Source organism: Sphingomonas bacterium (genome assembly GCF_903643035.1).
Taxonomy (GTDB): domain Bacteria; phylum Pseudomonadota; class Alphaproteobacteria; order Sphingomonadales; family Sphingomonadaceae; genus Sphingomonas.
This window is the reverse complement of sequence record NZ_CAHJWW010000041.1, coordinates 1-15,769: the sequence shown is the minus strand read 5'-3', so window position 1 is coordinate 15,769 and position 15,769 is coordinate 1. Positions and strand designations below refer to the sequence as shown.

Annotated in this window: 17 protein-coding genes and 1 pseudogene; 9 read left to right on the top strand and 9 right to left on the bottom strand. The window is 61.5% G+C overall.

Annotated elements, in window-relative coordinates; translation table 11 throughout:
• Positions 1–136: 136 nt before the first annotated feature.
• From HUV01_RS14895 to HUV01_RS04485, 3 genes are all read right to left on the bottom strand, one after another.
• Positions 137–472 (bottom strand): hypothetical protein, encoded by a 336-nt coding sequence (locus tag HUV01_RS14895; RefSeq protein WP_217430908.1) that lies wholly within the window; start codon positions 470–472, stop codon positions 137–139.
• A 116-nt stretch (positions 473–588) separates the two neighbouring features.
• Entirely contained in the window at positions 589–1,410 is an 822-nt protein-coding gene (locus tag HUV01_RS04490) for an AAA family ATPase (protein WP_042853443.1), read from the bottom strand.
• Positions 1,410–2,891, bottom strand: a complete 1,482-nt coding sequence (locus tag HUV01_RS04485) for a Mu transposase C-terminal domain-containing protein (RefSeq protein WP_174297110.1) — start codon at positions 2,889–2,891, stop codon at positions 1,410–1,412. Before HUV01_RS04485 ends, HUV01_RS04490 begins: the two co-directional genes overlap by 1 nt.
• A 148-nt stretch (positions 2,892–3,039) precedes the next feature.
• Between HUV01_RS04485 and HUV01_RS04480 the strand changes: the two genes are divergently transcribed.
• The 3 genes from HUV01_RS04480 to HUV01_RS04470 all read left to right on the top strand — a co-directional run bounded on the left by HUV01_RS04480 (position 3,040) and on the right by HUV01_RS04470 (position 6,379).
• Positions 3,040–3,633 (top strand): recombinase family protein, encoded by a 594-nt coding sequence (locus HUV01_RS04480; RefSeq protein WP_174297109.1) that lies wholly within the window; start codon positions 3,040–3,042, stop codon positions 3,631–3,633.
• A 12-nt stretch (positions 3,634–3,645) separates the two neighbouring features.
• A complete protein-coding gene (locus HUV01_RS04475) occupies positions 3,646–4,125 on the top strand; it encodes a hypothetical protein (protein WP_174297108.1) in 480 nt (159 codons plus the stop codon).
• A gap of 361 nt (positions 4,126–4,486) precedes the next feature.
• The gene (locus HUV01_RS04470; protein WP_254606379.1) at positions 4,487–6,379 is read left to right on the top strand and encodes an FTR1 family protein; all 1,893 of its coding nucleotides are present in this window, start codon (positions 4,487–4,489) and stop codon (positions 6,377–6,379) included.
• Between the two features lie 450 nt (positions 6,380–6,829).
• On the opposite strand, the gene HUV01_RS04465 is transcribed toward HUV01_RS04470, so the two are convergent.
• Positions 6,830–7,594 carry a Crp/Fnr family transcriptional regulator gene (locus HUV01_RS04465; RefSeq protein ID WP_174297106.1) on the bottom strand — a complete coding sequence of 255 codons (765 nt, stop codon included), beginning with the start codon at positions 7,592–7,594 and terminating at the stop codon, positions 6,830–6,832.
• 156 nt (positions 7,595–7,750) lie between these two features.
• On the opposite strand from HUV01_RS04465, the gene HUV01_RS04460 reads away from it, so the two are divergent.
• Positions 7,751–8,428 (top strand): sensor histidine kinase, encoded by a 678-nt coding sequence (locus HUV01_RS04460; protein ID WP_254606378.1) that lies wholly within the window; start codon positions 7,751–7,753, stop codon positions 8,426–8,428.
• 244 nt (positions 8,429–8,672) lie between these two features.
• Here HUV01_RS04460 and HUV01_RS04455 read toward each other — a convergent pair whose 3' ends face one another.
• A complete protein-coding gene (locus tag HUV01_RS04455; RefSeq protein ID WP_302480020.1) occupies positions 8,673–9,056 on the bottom strand; it encodes a winged helix-turn-helix transcriptional regulator in 384 nt (127 codons plus the stop codon).
• A gap of 91 nt (positions 9,057–9,147) precedes the next feature.
• On the opposite strand from HUV01_RS04455, the gene HUV01_RS04450 reads away from it, so the two are divergent.
• From HUV01_RS04450 to HUV01_RS15420, 5 genes and pseudogenes are all read left to right on the top strand, one after another.
• On the top strand, positions 9,148–9,996 hold the full coding sequence (locus tag HUV01_RS04450) for an alpha/beta fold hydrolase (protein ID WP_217430907.1): 849 nt from the start codon (positions 9,148–9,150) through the stop codon (positions 9,994–9,996).
• Complete coding sequence (locus HUV01_RS04445; protein ID WP_174297104.1) at positions 9,993–10,967, top strand: amidohydrolase family protein; 975 nt, start codon at positions 9,993–9,995, stop codon at positions 10,965–10,967. Before HUV01_RS04450 ends, HUV01_RS04445 begins: the two co-directional genes overlap by 4 nt.
• Before the next feature lie 21 nt (positions 10,968–10,988).
• A complete protein-coding gene (locus HUV01_RS15425; RefSeq protein ID WP_174297112.1) occupies positions 10,989–11,198 on the top strand; it encodes an SDR family NAD(P)-dependent oxidoreductase in 210 nt (69 codons plus the stop codon).
• A 1-nt stretch (position 11,199) separates the two neighbouring features.
• Positions 11,200–11,403: a hypothetical protein gene (locus tag HUV01_RS04435; protein ID WP_174297103.1), complete on the top strand. Its 204-nt coding sequence runs from the start codon at positions 11,200–11,202 to the stop codon at positions 11,401–11,403.
• A gap of 107 nt (positions 11,404–11,510) precedes the next feature.
• Positions 11,511–11,765 (top strand): annotated as a pseudogene (locus HUV01_RS15420) (SDR family oxidoreductase); the annotation flags it as partial.
• A 116-nt stretch (positions 11,766–11,881) separates the two neighbouring features.
• Here HUV01_RS15420 and HUV01_RS04425 read toward each other — a convergent pair.
• From HUV01_RS04425 to HUV01_RS04410, 4 genes are all read right to left on the bottom strand, one after another.
• Positions 11,882–12,280: a GFA family protein gene (locus HUV01_RS04425; protein WP_174297101.1), complete on the bottom strand. Its 399-nt coding sequence runs from the start codon at positions 12,278–12,280 to the stop codon at positions 11,882–11,884.
• A 116-nt stretch (positions 12,281–12,396) separates the two neighbouring features.
• Positions 12,397–13,164 carry a hypothetical protein gene (locus HUV01_RS04420; RefSeq protein ID WP_174297100.1) on the bottom strand — a complete coding sequence of 256 codons (768 nt, stop codon included), beginning with the start codon at positions 13,162–13,164 and terminating at the stop codon, positions 12,397–12,399.
• On the bottom strand, positions 13,161–13,982 hold the full coding sequence (aac(3), locus tag HUV01_RS04415; protein WP_174297099.1) for an aminoglycoside 3-N-acetyltransferase: 822 nt from the start codon (positions 13,980–13,982) through the stop codon (positions 13,161–13,163). The genes HUV01_RS04420 and aac(3) overlap by 4 nt, the downstream gene beginning before the upstream one ends.
• Positions 13,983–14,395: 413 nt before the next feature.
• A complete protein-coding gene (locus HUV01_RS04410) occupies positions 14,396–15,130 on the bottom strand; it encodes a serine aminopeptidase domain-containing protein (protein ID WP_174297098.1) in 735 nt (244 codons plus the stop codon).
• Positions 15,131–15,769 lie beyond the last annotated feature (639 nt).

Sequence of the window (15,769 nt, the reverse complement as noted above, 5' to 3'; positions counted from 1 at the left end):
AACCGACCAGAGCTTCGAGGCCATGATCTACCTCGCCGCCGCCGTCATCAACTCGCGGTGAATCCCCACAGTCCCTAATGTCCGTTATGAATTTACCTGAGAAAAATCGTCCTGAGAGTGGCAATCCCGATCACAGCTACCGATGCGAGCAGGCGAAGCTGCTGAACGAGGGAAGGAGGTTTACGCGGTTCATGGCCTCGAGCGTCTCGACATCCGGGCATGAGAGTCCGTCCCGCCCGGAACAGCGCTGATCGGCATGGTTGGCCAGGGTGCGCTGCGCCTTTCTGCGCGACAAAAGCCGGGTCTCGAAATCTTCCTCCTTGCCAGAGAGATCGCCGGGCTTGATCATCCGCAATCTCCTGGCGGGACAAGATCGATCGGTCTGAGCAGTGAAGCGCTCGAAGGCGGCCCCGGCCAGTATCTGGGCGGTAGCAGGGTTAGCGGCTGCGGTTGCTAGCATCAGAAGGAACATGCTCGTATCGACCCGCTTGTCCGTCACTATGTCTCTAGTGGGCGTCTGATTTGGGAACGCGAGGGCCTTCCCGATTGATGTAGATATCAGAGCTGATTGGCACCGTTCTGTCAGCGCTAAGTGACACCGATCACGAGGGTGCTGCGTGCAGCTTCCACCACGTCGTCAGTGATCGCGTTCAGGCCGTTGATCCTCAGGATGCGCTCGATCTGAACGAACAGCCGGTGGAGCAGACGGAAGTTGCCGCCCGTGATCCGCACGATGGTGGCGACCGCCTGCGCGTCGGTGAAGTCCGCTTCGTCCATCGCGAGTCCGAGGTCGCGCCAGCGCCGCGTGAGGACAAAGGTCAGCTCCTGATCCTGCAAGGGCCGGTACTGGTGGGCGAAGCCGACACGGCTGAAAAGCTGTGCGTATCGCTCCATGCGCTTTTCGATGCCCGGCATCCCGATCAGGATAAGGCCGATGCCCTGCCGGTCGAACAGGTCACGCAGATATTCCAGCCCCGTGTTGGACAGGCGGTCGGCTTCATCGACGATCAGCAGTTCGACGAAATGCTTCCGGGGCGAAACGACAATCTGATCCTTGGGCCGGACATGCTGATCGATACAGATATCGACCCGATCGATGAGGCGGGGCAGGTCCTGACGAAGCTCGCGCAGCGTGCTGCCGACTGTCGGCGTATAGAACACGGCACGCGCACGGGCAAGGTCGGCATATATCTTGAGATCGGACGCCTGCCGCGCACCCCAGGTCATGAGCAGATCGACTGCGCCGTCCCAGCGCGCGTAGCGTCGCGCGGAAAGGGTTTTGCCGACGCCGGCCGTGCCGTGACACAAGCCAATGTAGCGGTGCTTGCGGACGGCGTTGGCAAACTCGGTGAAGCGGCGATGTTCCTGCGTCGAGATGAAACTGGTGGCGCGAGCGCTGCCGTCTGCCATCACTCGCCCTCGTAATAGGTGCGGAGACGCGGCTTGCTCCGTGTCACCTCGGGGGACGTGGCAGGCGTGGGTTTTGGCGTTGAGGCGCGCACCGAGCCGGAACCCAGCGGGCGCAAGATCGCGGGCAGATAGTCCGCAACGCGGGCCTTCCGCTCTCCGATCTCGCTTCGCAGGCGACGACGATAGGCGATGCGGGCGGCTTGCACGTCCTTGAGGGTGATACTCAGGCCGGCATGGTCGGGGCTGACGGCCCGGCACAGAAAGACGTTGCGATGGAATATCCGAACCTCGCCTACGTCACGAGGATCGTAGCGGATCGTCACCGGCTCGCCGACATAGGCGGCAAGCGTGGGATTGAAGTAGCGCAGCCCCTCGAAACGGATGCCGTCGCGGTGGACGATGCGAGGCTTGGCGACCATGACCAGCAGCGAGTCCAGTTCTTCCAGTGTTTCCGGCATCCGGGGCAGCCAGCCATCGCCGCGCCACGCATCCACGGGCGGCACGCCGATCGCGCGGTGGGGGCGAACGTTATAGGTCGCCACGATGTAAGTGCCGATCGCAGCGTCCAGTTCGGGCAGCGTCAGGCGCGGAGGTGAAACCGGTTTGCCGTTGCGCAGATTGCCGGGCAGTTCTGCCAGCAACTCCGTGTTTATGGTGCGGAACAGCCGCTCGATCTTTCCGCGTCCCTGTGGGCGCGCGACGGCCGAGTAGATCAGGCGGATACGCAGATCGGCCGCAGCCTGTTCGAGGTGGAGGCTGGTGAAGTCCGATCCGTGATCGACGTACAGCACATCGGGAATGCCGCACACCGGCCATGCCGGATCGGCCTTGCGCCAGATCGCCTGTCGCAACGCGAGCGAGGTGTTAAGCGCGGAGGGCGCGCCGAGGAAAACCATGTAGCCCGCGATTACGCGCGAGTGATCGTCCAGCACCGTCGTCAGCCACGGCCGCACCGGGCGACCGCCTGCATCGAGGATCAGGATATCGAGCTGGGTATGATCGGCTTGCCAGATCGCATTGGGGCGCTCGGCGCGGTGTCGATGGACCAGCTCGAACTTGTCGCGGAAGGCCGCGGCACCTTCGTGCGCCAATGTCAGCATCGCCGGATCGATCCGGCGCACGATATCGCGCACGCTGCCATAGGACGGCATTCGCCAATCCCGTTCGCCGACGATGGCGGCGAGACGGCGATGGATGGTCACGATCGATGGCGGCGGTTTGAGCAGCGCCATGCCCTCCACCAGTTCGACCAGTTCTTTCGGGAAGGTACGCTTGCCGGCTTCGGGTCGGGTAGGACGCGCCAGCCCCGCCGGACCATCGGCGCGGTAGCGGGCGAGCCAGCGGCGAGCGGTGCGGAGCGAGATGCCGGCGTCGGTCGCGGCTTGGTCCAGCGGCACCGCGTCATGGAGGTGCCGACGAAGCACGGCCATCCGTGTCGCGACTTCGGCACTTCCCGATTCCGACTTACGATCATCGGTCATGGTGATCTGCCCCGTCCGAAAGAGGATCGTTCAGCGGACCGGTCTCGGGCCGCTGCCCAATCCACGGAAAACGGCCGGATGCCGAGTCTCACATAGATAGTACCATATGTTTTGCGATGATGGGGCCTTATACGTTACAGTCCGGTCGATGACGCACACCCTAATCGGCTACGCCCGCTGCTCGACCGACAAACAGGATCTTGCTGCCCAGCATGATGCGCTGCTGAAGCTCGGGGTGGCAGCCGACAGGATCTACACGGACAAAGGGTTCACGGGCACGAACCGAGATCGACCCGGCCTCGACCAGGCACTGGCGGCAGTGCGCAACGGCGACACGTTGGTCGTGCCGAAGCTCGACCGGCTCGCTCGCTCAGTCCCGGACGCGCGCGCAATCGGCGACGGACTCACCGCTCGTGGCGTGAAGCTTCAGCTTGGCGCCAGCGTCCACGACCCCGCCGACCCGATGGGCAAGCTGTTCTTCAACATCCTCGCCACCTTCGCCGAGTTCGAGGCCGACCTGATCCGGATGCGGACGCGCGAAGGCATGGCGGTTGCCCGCGCAAACGGGAAGCTGCGCGGCAAAAAGCCCAAACTTTCCGACCGTCAGCAGAAAGAGCTACGCCGTATGTACGATACCGGAGACTACTCGATCAGCGATTTGGCCGAACTGTTCTCCATTTCGCGCCCAACCGTGTACCGAACTCTTGGACGCCAACCAGTCACGCCTCCCAAGGCAACATAAAGAGGTTAAGCGATGAACATCAAAATTCTCGGCGGCGCATTGGTGGTGATGGCGGCTGCTACTTCCAGCTTAGCACAAGTTCCTCCCCCGCCATCACTCCCCGGGCAGGACGAGTTAAGCAGGCAACTGGTTCGTGTCATCGAGGCCAAGGACGTAGCAACTTACGCCTCTCTCTTATCAGACGATCTTCATGTCTTTGAAGACGGCAAAGAGATCGCTGATAGCAAGGCGAAGTGGCTGGCGACGTACGGTAAAAAGCTTTCTGCAAAGGGCGTTAGTTTTAAGGTTGGGCCCGGCTTTTCGTCTACCGGGCGCTTGCTTTTCATCGAGTATTTCAACTCGATGGGCAGCTGGGGCGGCACCGTTCCCGCCGACTGCTGCTGGTCGCACGATGCAGTCGCGTATGACGTAGCTAATGGCAAGGTTAGCGTTATTCGGCGTCTGCGAGGCGGCGATATGAGGCTTGATGAACGTGGCAGACCGACGAGGTAGGTGCCAAATAGCTGCGATGGCGGCGGGCCGCGCAGAGCGTCGCCGATCGCGCCGGCCGAGCGTCCGTCCGCCCCGGTGGCCATCAGCAAGCGGACGATCCGGAGCCGGGTCGCGTTCGAGATGACGACGAACGTACCCAGAGCTTGATTTTCGTCCATGACCGCTCAATGGTTCAGCTCCACTGGACATATAGTCGCTGCGAGGCGCAACGAGGCGATCGATGAACCTTAACCAGGTCGCCACAAACGGATCAGCCATGGCATCCGGATTGTGGTCGAAAATGAAAAAGTCCGGATTGGATCTGCTAATGCGGCTCATTCGCGGCGTTTCGGCATTCTTGGTTTTGGCTCTTGGGTTCGTTATGCTGGCATCGCCAGCCAGCGCCCAGAATCCGACCGCCACGTCGGTGCAGACCGCATGGCGGCTGCTCGACTATATCTCGGTCGATTACGGCGGCGCGGTAGCAAAGGGTCGCGTCATCAGCGCCACCGAATATGCCGAGCAGAAGGAGTTCGCGGCGACGGTCGGCGCGAAGGTGTCCGGCCTCCCCGACAGGCCGGAGCGCGCCACGCTCATGGCGGGCGTGACCCGACTGCAAGCGTCGATCGCCGCCAAAGCGGACGGCTCACAGGTCGCCGATCTGGCGCATGGGCTCGCCGCCTCGCTGCTGCGCGCCTACCCCGTGCCGCTAGCGCCCAACTCACCCCCCAGCTTCTCTCGCGGGCAGGCACTGTTCAAAGCGAACTGCGCCGCCTGTCACGGCATAACTGGCGACGGCCATGGCCCCGATGCCGCCAAGCTCACCACGCCCCCGATCGCGTTCACCGATGCCGCTCGCGCCCGGGAGCGCAGCACGTTCGCGCTCTACCAGGTGCTGACGCAGGGGCTCGACGGCACGCCGATGCGCGCGTTCGATGAACTATCGAGCGACGATCGCTGGTCGGCCGCGCTTTATGCCGGGCACTTCGCCTTCTCAGACGCGCAGGCGGCGGAAGGCGAACGCCTGTGGAAGTCCGACCCGGCGCTCCGCCAGCTCGTCCCCGATCTGAAAACGCTGGTCGGCCTGACGCCGCAGGTGCTGGGCGCGAAGATCGGACAGGCGAAGGCGGACGTGGTGCTGGGCTATCTGCGCCGCAATCCGCAAGCGGTGACGCAGGTGTCGCCGGCCTCGCTATCGCTGGTGCGCGAGCGCATGGCCGCCAGCCTCGCCGCATCACGGGCGGGCGACCGGACGAAGGCGAGCGAGCTGGCGCTGTCCGCCTATCTCGACGGCTTCGAGCCGATCGAGCCGATGCTGGGGGCCAGCGACAGCACGCTGAAGACCCGGATCGAGGGGTTGATGATTGAGTACCGGGCGGCGGTGCCCAAGGAGGAGGCCGACCAGCTCGCCGATCGTCAGGCGGTTTTGAACGCCCTCTACGACGATGCCGAGGCGGCACTATCGCCCAATGCCGGCAGCTCGTGGTCCACCTTTCTCGGCGCCGCGACGATCCTGCTGCGCGAGGGGCTGGAGGCGCTGCTGATCGTCGTTGCCATGATCGCGTTCCTCCGCAAGGCGGAGCGAACAGAGGTCATGCCCTATGTCCATGCTGGGTGGATCGGCGCGCTCGTCGCCGGCTTCCTGACATGGGTGGTGGCGACGTGGATCATCGGCATCAGCGGGGCGAGCCGCGAACTGACCGAAGGGTTTGGCTCGGTGTTCGCGGCGGTCGTGCTGCTCACGGTCGGTATCTGGATGCATGGCAAGGGGCAGGCCGATCAGTGGCAACGCTATATCCGCGAGAAGATGGCGAAGGCGCTGTCCGGCCGGTCGGCGTGGTTCCTGTTCGGGCTTGCCTTCGTGGTGGTCTATCGCGAGGTATTCGAGACGATCTTGTTTTACGCGGCGCTGAGCGCGCAGGGGAATGGCGGCGCGATGCTGGCCGGTGCACTGACCGCCTGCGTCGTCCTCGCAGGGATCGCCTGGGGGCTGCTGCGCTATAGCGGCAGGCTGCCGATCGGGCAGTTCTTCACCTACAGTTCGTGGCTGATGGCCGTCCTGACGATCGTGCTGGCCGGCAAGGGCGTCTCAGCGCTGCAAGAGGCCGGGATCATCGATATAGCGCCGTGGTCGGCGGTGCCGCGTTTCGAGTTGCTGGGCCTGTTCCCTACCGTCCAGACTGTTGCCGCACAGGCGATCATGGCGCTGGCGATCTTGATCGGGTTCAACTGGAACCGGCGCAAGGCCGGCTCGGCCATGGCGAAGCCGGCATGACGCCCGCGACGCTGCGACCGCCTCGCGGAGCTGGTATTTATCCGCGTGCCGCCCCAGCTCGGCGCGGGATTGGTGGTGGAGCGATCCCCCAGTCAGTCCTGCCTAATAAGGAACCGCCAGCGAGAGGGTAACCGTCGTTCTCGGAGTCGATCGATTCCGAGCATCCCGCACCTATCCGTAACGTGCCATTTATCGCTGACGGCGCGTGCCAATTAGCGCTGATATCTACAGATTGAGATCGCATTTTGAGAAAGCGAGCGGCTTCCCAAAATCAGTCACAAGCATGAAAACGGGAAGAGATTAATGCTGATCACCCACAAAAACCCCGCGGATCGTGGTGTCACGACCGTCGGTTGTGACACGCGATCCACGTAGCGTGATACTCTGCTGACAATAATCAAGATAAAGCATTCGACAGCGAGCGATGAACTATGCGTCTGAGTGCAATTACTACTGAGTAGCGGTTCGCCCATTCTTGGTTTCCTGGACGGCTGTAGAAGGAGGAACAAGAAAAGCATCGAACCGCTTCCTGACGATTGCATAGCACTCGCAGGAAGCCGCCTCCAATCCGACGCGGTCCAAAACCTGCATCATCCCTCGACGATAATTGATAAGGCCCGCGTTCTGTAAAGATTGCGCTGCATGCGTGACCGACGTCCTATTCGCGCCCATCATGCGTGCGAGAAACTCATGGGTGTAAGTGAGCTTCTCGCCTTCGGCTCGATCGTACATCATAAGGAGCCAGCGGCTGAGCCGCTCTTCGACGGAATGGAGAGAATTACAGGCGACGGTCTGCATGACCTGCGACAGCAATGTCTCCGAGTAGCTGACGAAGAGATCTTGCATGTGAGCGCTTTTGTGGAACTCGTCCTGCAAGGGTTCGATCTCACATCGGAGCATTGGACCTTCGAGTTGGACCGTGCATCTATTGAACGAGACACGGCTATACATAGCCGCGAACAGCCCGAACGCACCCTCGCGCCCGATGTTCGCACACTCGATCTCGGAACCGTTTTCCAGAACGGTAAGGAGCGAAAGAACGGACCCCTGCGGGAAGTAGGCGTGCTTCAATAATCCGCCCGCTTCGCAAACGGTCGTTCCCAGCTTGAAATCCACCGGCTTCATGTAGGCGGACATTCTGCTTCGCACGTCTTCACCAAAGGCACCGAATAACTGGTTCTTGTGAACCGTCTTTTCTACCTGTGGCTGATTCATGTTGGCGGTCCTCACCGCGGCAGCGGGTAATAAGGTAACTCTCGAAACTCCAGATCAGACCCGCTGCTATGTTGCCTACGCAACAGACGCGATGCTCGATATCTGTTTCGCTGTTGTCCATGGATCAACCTGCCTTTGCCGGGGGAGCGGGCAATTATGCAGACTAACTCAGCTAATCGGGAAACGGGCGACGGATTGCTGCGGGGCACACCCATTGCACGTCAGTCGATGCAAAGTGACGACCTGTTGCTCCGTGAAACCAATCACCGGTGCAGCAACGATCTTCAGCTCGTCGTTAGCCTGCTGGCGCTTCAGAGCCGGCGCGCCACCAGTGACGAGACGCGCCAGGCCTTGGCCGATGCGATGGAGCGAGTTGCGGTCCTCGCACGTTGCCGAAGTACGCTGTACCGCGACCGCCACCTTTCCCTAAAGGCAGCACTGCGGCAGGTGTGCGAGGCACTGCACGCCCAAGCCGAGCCGAGGTCGATCCGCGTGTTTTTGACCGTTGCACAGGAGGTGGACGGCCTCTCCTCCACAGAAATCACTACCTTGGCGCTTGTGGTAAACGAACTGGCGACGAACGCGATCAAGCACGCTTATGAGGAAGGTAAGTCCGGCCAAATTGAGGTCACGTTGGATAGGAACGCCGGTGGGGACGTCACGGTTACCGTCGATGACGATGGCCTTCCCTTTCCCGAATCCAAATACGCCGCTGCCGATGGCCTTGGGCTAGGGCTCACCAAGCGGCTGATGGCGTCAATAGACGGGTTGTTAATTATGCCACCTCCGGGGGGAAAGGCCTTTGAGCTGCGAGTGCCAGTTCAGCATGTTTGAGATTTAAGCCTGCGGTGTCATAACCGGGTCGGTTATGACGCTTGCGCCCGGCCACGCGTTCCCGCGGGTTTTCGAACATTAGAACCGCGCGTCGAGATATTGGCGCCAGGGAAATAAGATCGCTGCGTCTGTGACCGACTTAGGCAGTTCCTGCCAACCCGACTTTCCCAATTGGGAACGGCCAGTGAGACGGTGCGGGCGTTCTCAGAATCGATGGAGACTCGGGAAGCTCATGCGGTTGCAATTATGATGTGGTCGCGACTGACGCACGTTGATCGTAGCCGGACTGTGCAGCCAGAACGTCACCGATGTTGGCAACGGACCATATGCGCACCTCCTCCATCATCGTGGCCAACGACCGGCCAAGCGGCGTGATCGCATAGGTGACGCTGACCGGTACGGTCGGCTCGACGGTACGAGAGATGAGGCCGTTGCGCTCTAGCCGGCGCAGCGTCTGGGTCAGCACCTTCTGACTGATGCCTTCGATCTCGCGCTTCAGCGCGTTGAACCGCCTCGGCGCCACGGCGATCGCGATCAGCGCCAGCATCGACCATTTGTCGGCGACCTGATCGAGCAGGTGGCGGGTCGGACAGGTGGCGGCGAATGGTCCGCGCGGATCTCCGATCAACGGTTACCTCCAAGTCACCTAAGCACCTTCTGGTATCTTCTTGATACCGCCTGCAAGAGAACGCAAGTCTGCTCGATCAGCGGAGACCGCCATGACCATGATCGAACACCTGGACGTCGCCACCAACGGCATCCACCTCCATGTCGCCACGATGGGACAGGGACCAGCCGTCCTGCTTCTGCACGGCTGGCCGCATACCGGAGCGCTGTGGGCGGAAGTGATGCCGCTGCTGGCCGACGCCGGCTTCCGGGCCATTGCGCCCGATCTGCGCGGGCTCGGCGGCAGCACGCGGGTAGCGGGCGGCTACGATCTCTACACCCAGGCCGCCGACATGGCGGGACTATTAGCCGCGTTAGAAATTCAGCAGGCGATGGTGGCAGGGATCGATCTCGGCGTGGGCGTCGCCTGGATGCTCGCCATGCGGCATCGCACGCTGATCCGGGGGCTGGCGCTCAGCGAGGGAATGATCGGCGACCTGCCGGGCGCGGAGCGCTTCTTGGCACGCGGCGCGCCGTGGTGGTTCGGGTTCCACAGCGTACCCGGTCTAGCCGAAGCCGTGATCGAGGGTCACGAAGGCGCGTATCTCGACTGGTTCTACAAGGACGTGCCTGCGATGCCCCCTGAAATCCGCGATGCGTTCGTGGCCGCGTACAGCGGCCGCGAGGCGCTGCGCTGCGGTTTCGAACATTACCGATCGTTCGCGGAGAACGGCCGGCAAATCCGAGAGGCGCTTGCCGATCGCCCGACAGTCGAGCAGGCCACATTGGCCATCGTCGGCGGCGTGGTGGGCGATGCCATTCATGGCCAGCTTGCCTCGATCGCGCGCGACCTGCGCCGCGTCGATATCGCCGATTGCCACCACATCGTGCCGCTCGAACAGCCCCGCGCCTTTGCAGACGCGTTGATCGAATTCGATCGTCGATCCGGAGACCGGGGATGACGCGACCATCGCGGATTGACGTCCACCATCATTATCTGCCCGACATCTACGTGCGGTCGCTGGAAGCGGCCGGCAAGTCGCCGCCCGACGGGATGCCCGCTACGCCCTCCTGGAGCGAGAACGAGGCGCTGGCGGCAATGGACCGGCTGGGGATCGCAAAAGCCTATCTATCGATATCCTCGCCAGGCGTACATCTTGGTGACGATGCCGACGCTCGCGTGCTCGCCCGGGCGGTCAATGATGAAGGCGCGCGTCTGAAACGCCAGCACCCGGATCGCTTCGGCTTCTTCGCCTCGACGCCTCTACCTGACATAGACGGGGCGCTCGCCGAGATCGCACGCGCCTGTGACGAGTTGCACGCCGACGGCGTGGTGTTCGAGACCAACTTCCACGGCCTCTATCTCGGCGATCCCGAGCTGGCGCCAGTCTATGCGGAGCTCGATCGACGCGGAGCGGTGCTGTTCCTACATCCCACCGGCTCGCCGTGCGGTTGCTTCCCGACCCCGCATGGCGACACGCGTAAGATCTCGCTCGGCTATCCGATACCGATGCTGGAGTTCATCTTCGACACGACGCGAACCGTGACGCAGATGATCGTGTCGGGCACGCTCGTACGTTATCCGAACATCCGGCTCGTCGTGCCGCATGCCGGCGCTGCCCTGCCGGTGCTGGCGAGCCGTATCGAGACGCAGATGGAGCTGGGCCTGAAGCCGGACCCGGCGGCACCGCGCGATATCCACGCCGCCCTGCGCGCGATGTGGTTCGATCTGGCCGGCTCGCCCGTACCCGATCAGCTCGCCGCGCTGTTGCGGGTCGCCGATCCCGACCACCTGCTTTACGGCAGTGACTGGCCATTCACGCCTGTCGCCGTGTGCGAGCGACTGCTCGACCGCCTCCTCGTCACCAATCTGATCGACGACGGCCTGCGGTCACGCATCATGGAAACGAATGCCATCAGCTTATTCGCTTGAGTAATCAGATGACCTACCTCAATCCCTCAGCCTGGCCTTCACTGCCAAGCGTCTGGCAGACAGAGTCGTGTCGTTACCGGCGCGTCGAGCGGTATCGGCGAGGCGGCGGTTTCGCTTTTTGCGCGGGAGGGCGCCACGGTGATTGCCGCGGCGCGTCACATGGACCGGTACCGACGCGCTGACGTCCGGATTGCGCGAGCGAGGCTCGAAGGCTTTCGCGATGTAATGTGACGTGCGGGACGAGGACTCGATCGCCCGCGCCATCGGCGAAGAACGCCACGTCCTCCTTGACGGCGCGTTCAACAGCGAGGGTGTCGGCTGCGCGCACAGCCGGGTTCACGGAGCGAAGGCTGAAGACTTCGATCGTATCCTCAGCATCAACCTGCGCGGAGTCTTCCTGAGCATCAAGTACAGGGCAGGTGCGATGCTCAGTTAAGGCCGAGGGTCGATCGTCACGACGTCCTCCATCGGCGGCGGCATCGGCGTGGCCGGGAACAGCATCTACGCCGCCATCAAGTTAGGATTTGAGGTTTCACGAAGTGCGCAGCTTTGAATTATGCCCGCGACCCTATCGGCGTGAACGCGATCGCGCCGGGATCGACGCGATCGGATATGTTCGATCGCTGGATGCCGACCGACGACGCCCGAGCGAAAATAGCGGAGGCCATGCCAATGAACTACATCGCGGACCCCAACGACATGGCTCGCTCGGCCCTTTTCCTCCTGTCTGACGAGGCCCACCGAACAACGGGTATCAACCTCTCTTGCCACGGGGCAGAGCGCTTCTTGAAGCGGTAACCCGGTGTCGCCCGATTCACGCAAGCGAACGGCGATCGACACGGCCGAGCCCTTCTCGAATGGGAACCGCGATCGAGACGAACGTCCCTTTCCGATAGGATCGTTGATCGGGAAAGCTATCCTCGCCCCTTCGGGAAGTGCTGCACATCGCCGGGCACCGTGATCCAGCGGTGCATCGTTTGCTCCCACACGGATCGCACAGGTGGTTGGAACTCGGGATCGGCGATGGCCCCTACCGCAACGCCTATCATGGCCGGGTGCTTGCCGGCCCGCGCATAGACCGTCGAACCGCATGTCGGGCAGAAGAACGTCCCAAACGTGTTGCCCTCGTCCGTGGGACGCTCATAGCGCCGAACCTCTCCGCCGATGGTGAGCTGATCGGCTGGATAGTAGGCCATCAACCCGAAGGGCGATCCGCTACGCCGCTGGCAGGCGGTGCAATGGCAGGCGACGACGGCGGGGGTGGGGCCGGGAAGCTCAACCGTTAGCTGGCCGCACTGGCACTCTGCCTTCATGGATGCCTCCCTCCGCCGGATAGACGATAGGCGCGTTCGGCCTTTCCGCAACGATGGTTGAGCGGGAAAGGAAAAGCCCACTCAAAACCCGTTCCAGCCGAATTGTGGGAATGGCCTTACGCCAACCGCCCGATGCCTCTGGCGATCGTCAGCGCGAAAGTCGCCGCGATCACCGCGACGCTCACTAGCCAAGCGTAGCTCCTTTCGACCGGTGGGAGGGACGGCACATCGGCAGTTCTCGCCACGGCCCTGATCGCCAACAGGTAGCCGAGGGGAGCCATTCCGAAGCTCAGGAGCCCGTCCAGCGCCGACGCCGCTGGATCGCCATGCCATAGCGCACCGAAGGCCGTCGCGAATAAACAAGCCGATATGTAGGGGACCAGCAGTCTCTCTGGCTTACCGCTTGCGAGAAAGACACCAAGGCGGGCGGCAATTCGGATAGTGGCGGCGTAACCGCCGACCCCGAGCGCAATCACGACTACATGCCATGCCGGTGCCCAAGTGAGATCAGCCGCGACATGCCCCCAATCATCGCCACCATCGATGCCCTCACGGATCATCTGGGCGCACACCCAGAGCATGGTCTGAACGCCCAGCGCATAACCGAACAGGCTGGCGACGGAGGGGGCTGGCCGAAGGCGTCGCACTAGGATCAGACAGAGAGCGGCAACCAAAAACGCGCCGACCGGCCCACCCCCGTCCGCAAGCACGCCCGCCCCGGCGCAGCGAAAGACTAGGAAGGTCAGCAGCGTCACCGTTCCGCCATCCGCGATACAGCCGACACCGTGCCCAAGAGCTTCGTGGGCGAGCGACGCGGTGATGGCGACCGCCGCGCCTACGGCTATCAGCGTCGGCACGTCGTCGGTCGATCTGGCCGCGTTCATGCCATGCCACCCGCACGGGCTTCCAACCAGTTGATAGCGAAGGCGAGCATGGGTCGAGCATCCACCAGCAAGGAAGGGGCGAGGCCGATGGTGTCCTCGCGACCGCTCCCGCTTGCGACATAGGCGGTGACGATCTGCTCGATGTAGTTTTCAGGCAGGCCCTCCACCACGGGCTCGATGGTGTCGAACTCCTCCATGAAGCGCCACGCCGTTTCCGCCCCGGCAGCGAAGGGCACCTCGTACCGAAGCACTCGCTTGGCCGGCAGGTCCGCCAGATGATCGGCGTGGTGGATCAGCGTCATGGTATCCCACGGTGCGCCGACCATCAGGATGCGACCGTTCGCCTCGACCAGCTTGGCGAGCGGCGAGCCTTCGCCATAGCCGTAATCTTGGGGATGGTCGGAGGTGATCCAATTCGCCAGCCTGCCGATCGCCGCGACCGAGGCACCGGGATTGCCGCTGCGCCTGGCACCCGGCATCGTGCGGACGAACTCGGCGATAATCCCGTTCATCCGCACCGCCCGCGACGCTTGCGGATTAAACCCCGGCACATGGTCCCGCCATTGAGCGAGGACGCGGCCATCATCATCCAGCAAGTCGTCATGTACGCTGTCCCAGCTCGTATAGACTAGCAGCGTACCTTCGGGACCGATCACGTCGAGCAAGGCCTTGGAAAGCGCATCGGGGCCATTGAGCATCGGACCAACCTTGCTCATCGCGGCATGGACCATGACGGTATCGCCCACGCTCAAACCTATCTGGGCTAGATCGTCGCGGAGCGAGGATCGAGTGCTATATCTGGGTAGATCTCTCGTCATGCGGCCGATCATGGGCGACGCAGGAAGCGGGGCCAAGCCTCACCAACGCTTTCCCGCAAGGGAACGGCCAGCAAGACGGCGCGGACGTTTTCGGAATCGATCATGTTTTGAGAACCCCGATACGTCACTGCTGTTGAGCAGGTTTGGGCATCTGCGCAGCTTCCACGCCAATGACTTGCTTTCCCATCACAACCTTCGATCGGACGGCAGGCGGGACGGTCGGACTCTCGGGATAGCCACGCCCGTTGAAACGCAGCCGCGCTTAGACCAAGAATGACTCTGTCTCCAGCGAGCATTGCCTTGGCCGAATGCGAACGCACGCGACCAAGTATTACCTGGCGAGTCTTAAAAAGCATAGATCTCTATTGAACAACCTAAATAGAGGTGTGGCACTACTTCGCCTAAGCTATAACTTACCTATCAGGTTTAGAGTCACGAATGGTCCTCATTATGAGTCCAGCTATATAGCGACCGTCGTAGCCGCTTATATTATGTTCCTCGCCTTTAAGACGGACGAGATTAATGTTCTTAAATTGCGCTAGATGTGATGCGAGCTGGGGACCAGTCCTAACGTCGGCCTCGCGAAAGAAGATATTTGTACTCACATGCGTCAGTCTCTTAAACAGCGTAGCGAGCGAAATGGTGCGGTCTTCAGGGGCAAAGAAATGCCCAAGAAAGTTAAGCGTCTGGATCATATGGTATGAACCGGACTTGAGGAGGTCCGACGTTTCGTAGAGTTGCCAAGTTGCAATTAACGAGTCATTGGATGGGCTTACCCCCATCTTTGTTTTAAAGTTTGAAAGTGCCTGAGTGGGAGAGTAGAACGATGGAAGCACCAACTCCAACTCGTCCACGGTGTCACTCTGCATATCTACCATGACTTGCGCGGCTATCAAGCCGCCAAGGCTTTCGCCGACCAGAACAATCTTGGCGTGGGGGTTTAAACGGCGAACCTCTCCGGTATACCGCGCGATTTCATGCGTAGCGGGTCTAAAGTCAGGCTCCGGAAAAATGCTCCGATGTCTCGTTCCGGTATATCCTATCCGGACGACTGTAATCCCCTGCTGAGCCAGCCGTATTGCCAAAGCGTCGGTCTCCCCAGGCGAAATACTGCCACCCGGTCCGCCGACCACCTCAATCGCTATCACCTGATGTATGCCAGTATTGTAGCTTCCCCTTGGCAAATACGTTATAATCGGAGTGTCAACACCGGTTGCACGGGTGCGCCCGGACGTTATCATAATGTTGGAGTCAATCGCGCACGTCCATCGAATGCATATATCTTCTGGGCCGGGGAACGGAGCGATTTCATGAAGCGTCCCCGCTGACCAAGACCGCTGCCGGTCGCAGCTTGTTAGCCCAAGGCTAGAAGTAAGACGGTCCATGTCGCCGGGCGGCAAAAGCATGCGTTGTTTGGAGCCCAAAAAATTGCTGGCTGTAATTTCTAGAGTGGTGTCTGAATGCACGTTTGTTTGGTATCCGCTTGATTCCGAAGGCGATACAACTAACGCTAATGCGGATACTAAGGAAAAGTAATCTTTTAGCATTAACGTGCCAAAGTCCGTTGTTCGCAGTGGAATATGTCGAGACCGCGCATTAGCACGGCCTCGACTTCATTGTGGTTATTAATTGCCGTGACCAGTATCAGGGTTATAGTTCTTTACTGGCCCAGTTATAGTGCGGCTAAAGGTCGGGCGGGAAGCGGTCGCGCTAGGGTCAGGACCCATTGATGTGAGCGTCGCGATCTGATTCAGGCTCCGTGAGGAGACCGTGGATGAGAGACCTGT

Excerpts from the sequence above, each read along its gene's own strand:
- HUV01_RS14895 (WP_217430908.1), bottom strand. The coding sequence starts at position 472 with ATGTTCCTTCTGATGCTAGCAACCGCAGCCGCTAACCCTGCTACCGCC.
- HUV01_RS04490 (WP_042853443.1), bottom strand. The coding sequence starts at position 1,410 with ATGGCAGACGGCAGCGCTCGCGCCACCAGTTTCATCTCGACGCAGGAA.
- HUV01_RS04485 (WP_174297110.1), bottom strand. The coding sequence starts at position 2,891 with ATGACCGATGATCGTAAGTCGGAATCGGGAAGTGCCGAAGTCGCGACA.
- HUV01_RS04480 (WP_174297109.1), top strand. The coding sequence starts at position 3,040 with ATGACGCACACCCTAATCGGCTACGCCCGCTGCTCGACCGACAAACAG.
- HUV01_RS04475 (WP_174297108.1), top strand. The coding sequence starts at position 3,646 with ATGAACATCAAAATTCTCGGCGGCGCATTGGTGGTGATGGCGGCTGCT.
- HUV01_RS04470 (WP_254606379.1), top strand. The coding sequence starts at position 4,487 with ATGCTGGCATCGCCAGCCAGCGCCCAGAATCCGACCGCCACGTCGGTG.
- HUV01_RS04465 (WP_174297106.1), bottom strand. The coding sequence starts at position 7,594 with ATGAATCAGCCACAGGTAGAAAAGACGGTTCACAAGAACCAGTTATTC.
- HUV01_RS04460 (WP_254606378.1), top strand. The coding sequence starts at position 7,751 with ATGCAGACTAACTCAGCTAATCGGGAAACGGGCGACGGATTGCTGCGG.
- HUV01_RS04450 (WP_217430907.1), top strand. The coding sequence starts at position 9,148 with ATGACCATGATCGAACACCTGGACGTCGCCACCAACGGCATCCACCTC.
- HUV01_RS04445 (WP_174297104.1), top strand. The coding sequence starts at position 9,993 with ATGACGCGACCATCGCGGATTGACGTCCACCATCATTATCTGCCCGAC.
- HUV01_RS04425 (WP_174297101.1), bottom strand. The coding sequence starts at position 12,280 with ATGAAGGCAGAGTGCCAGTGCGGCCAGCTAACGGTTGAGCTTCCCGGC.
- HUV01_RS04420 (WP_174297100.1), bottom strand. The coding sequence starts at position 13,164 with ATGAACGCGGCCAGATCGACCGACGACGTGCCGACGCTGATAGCCGTA.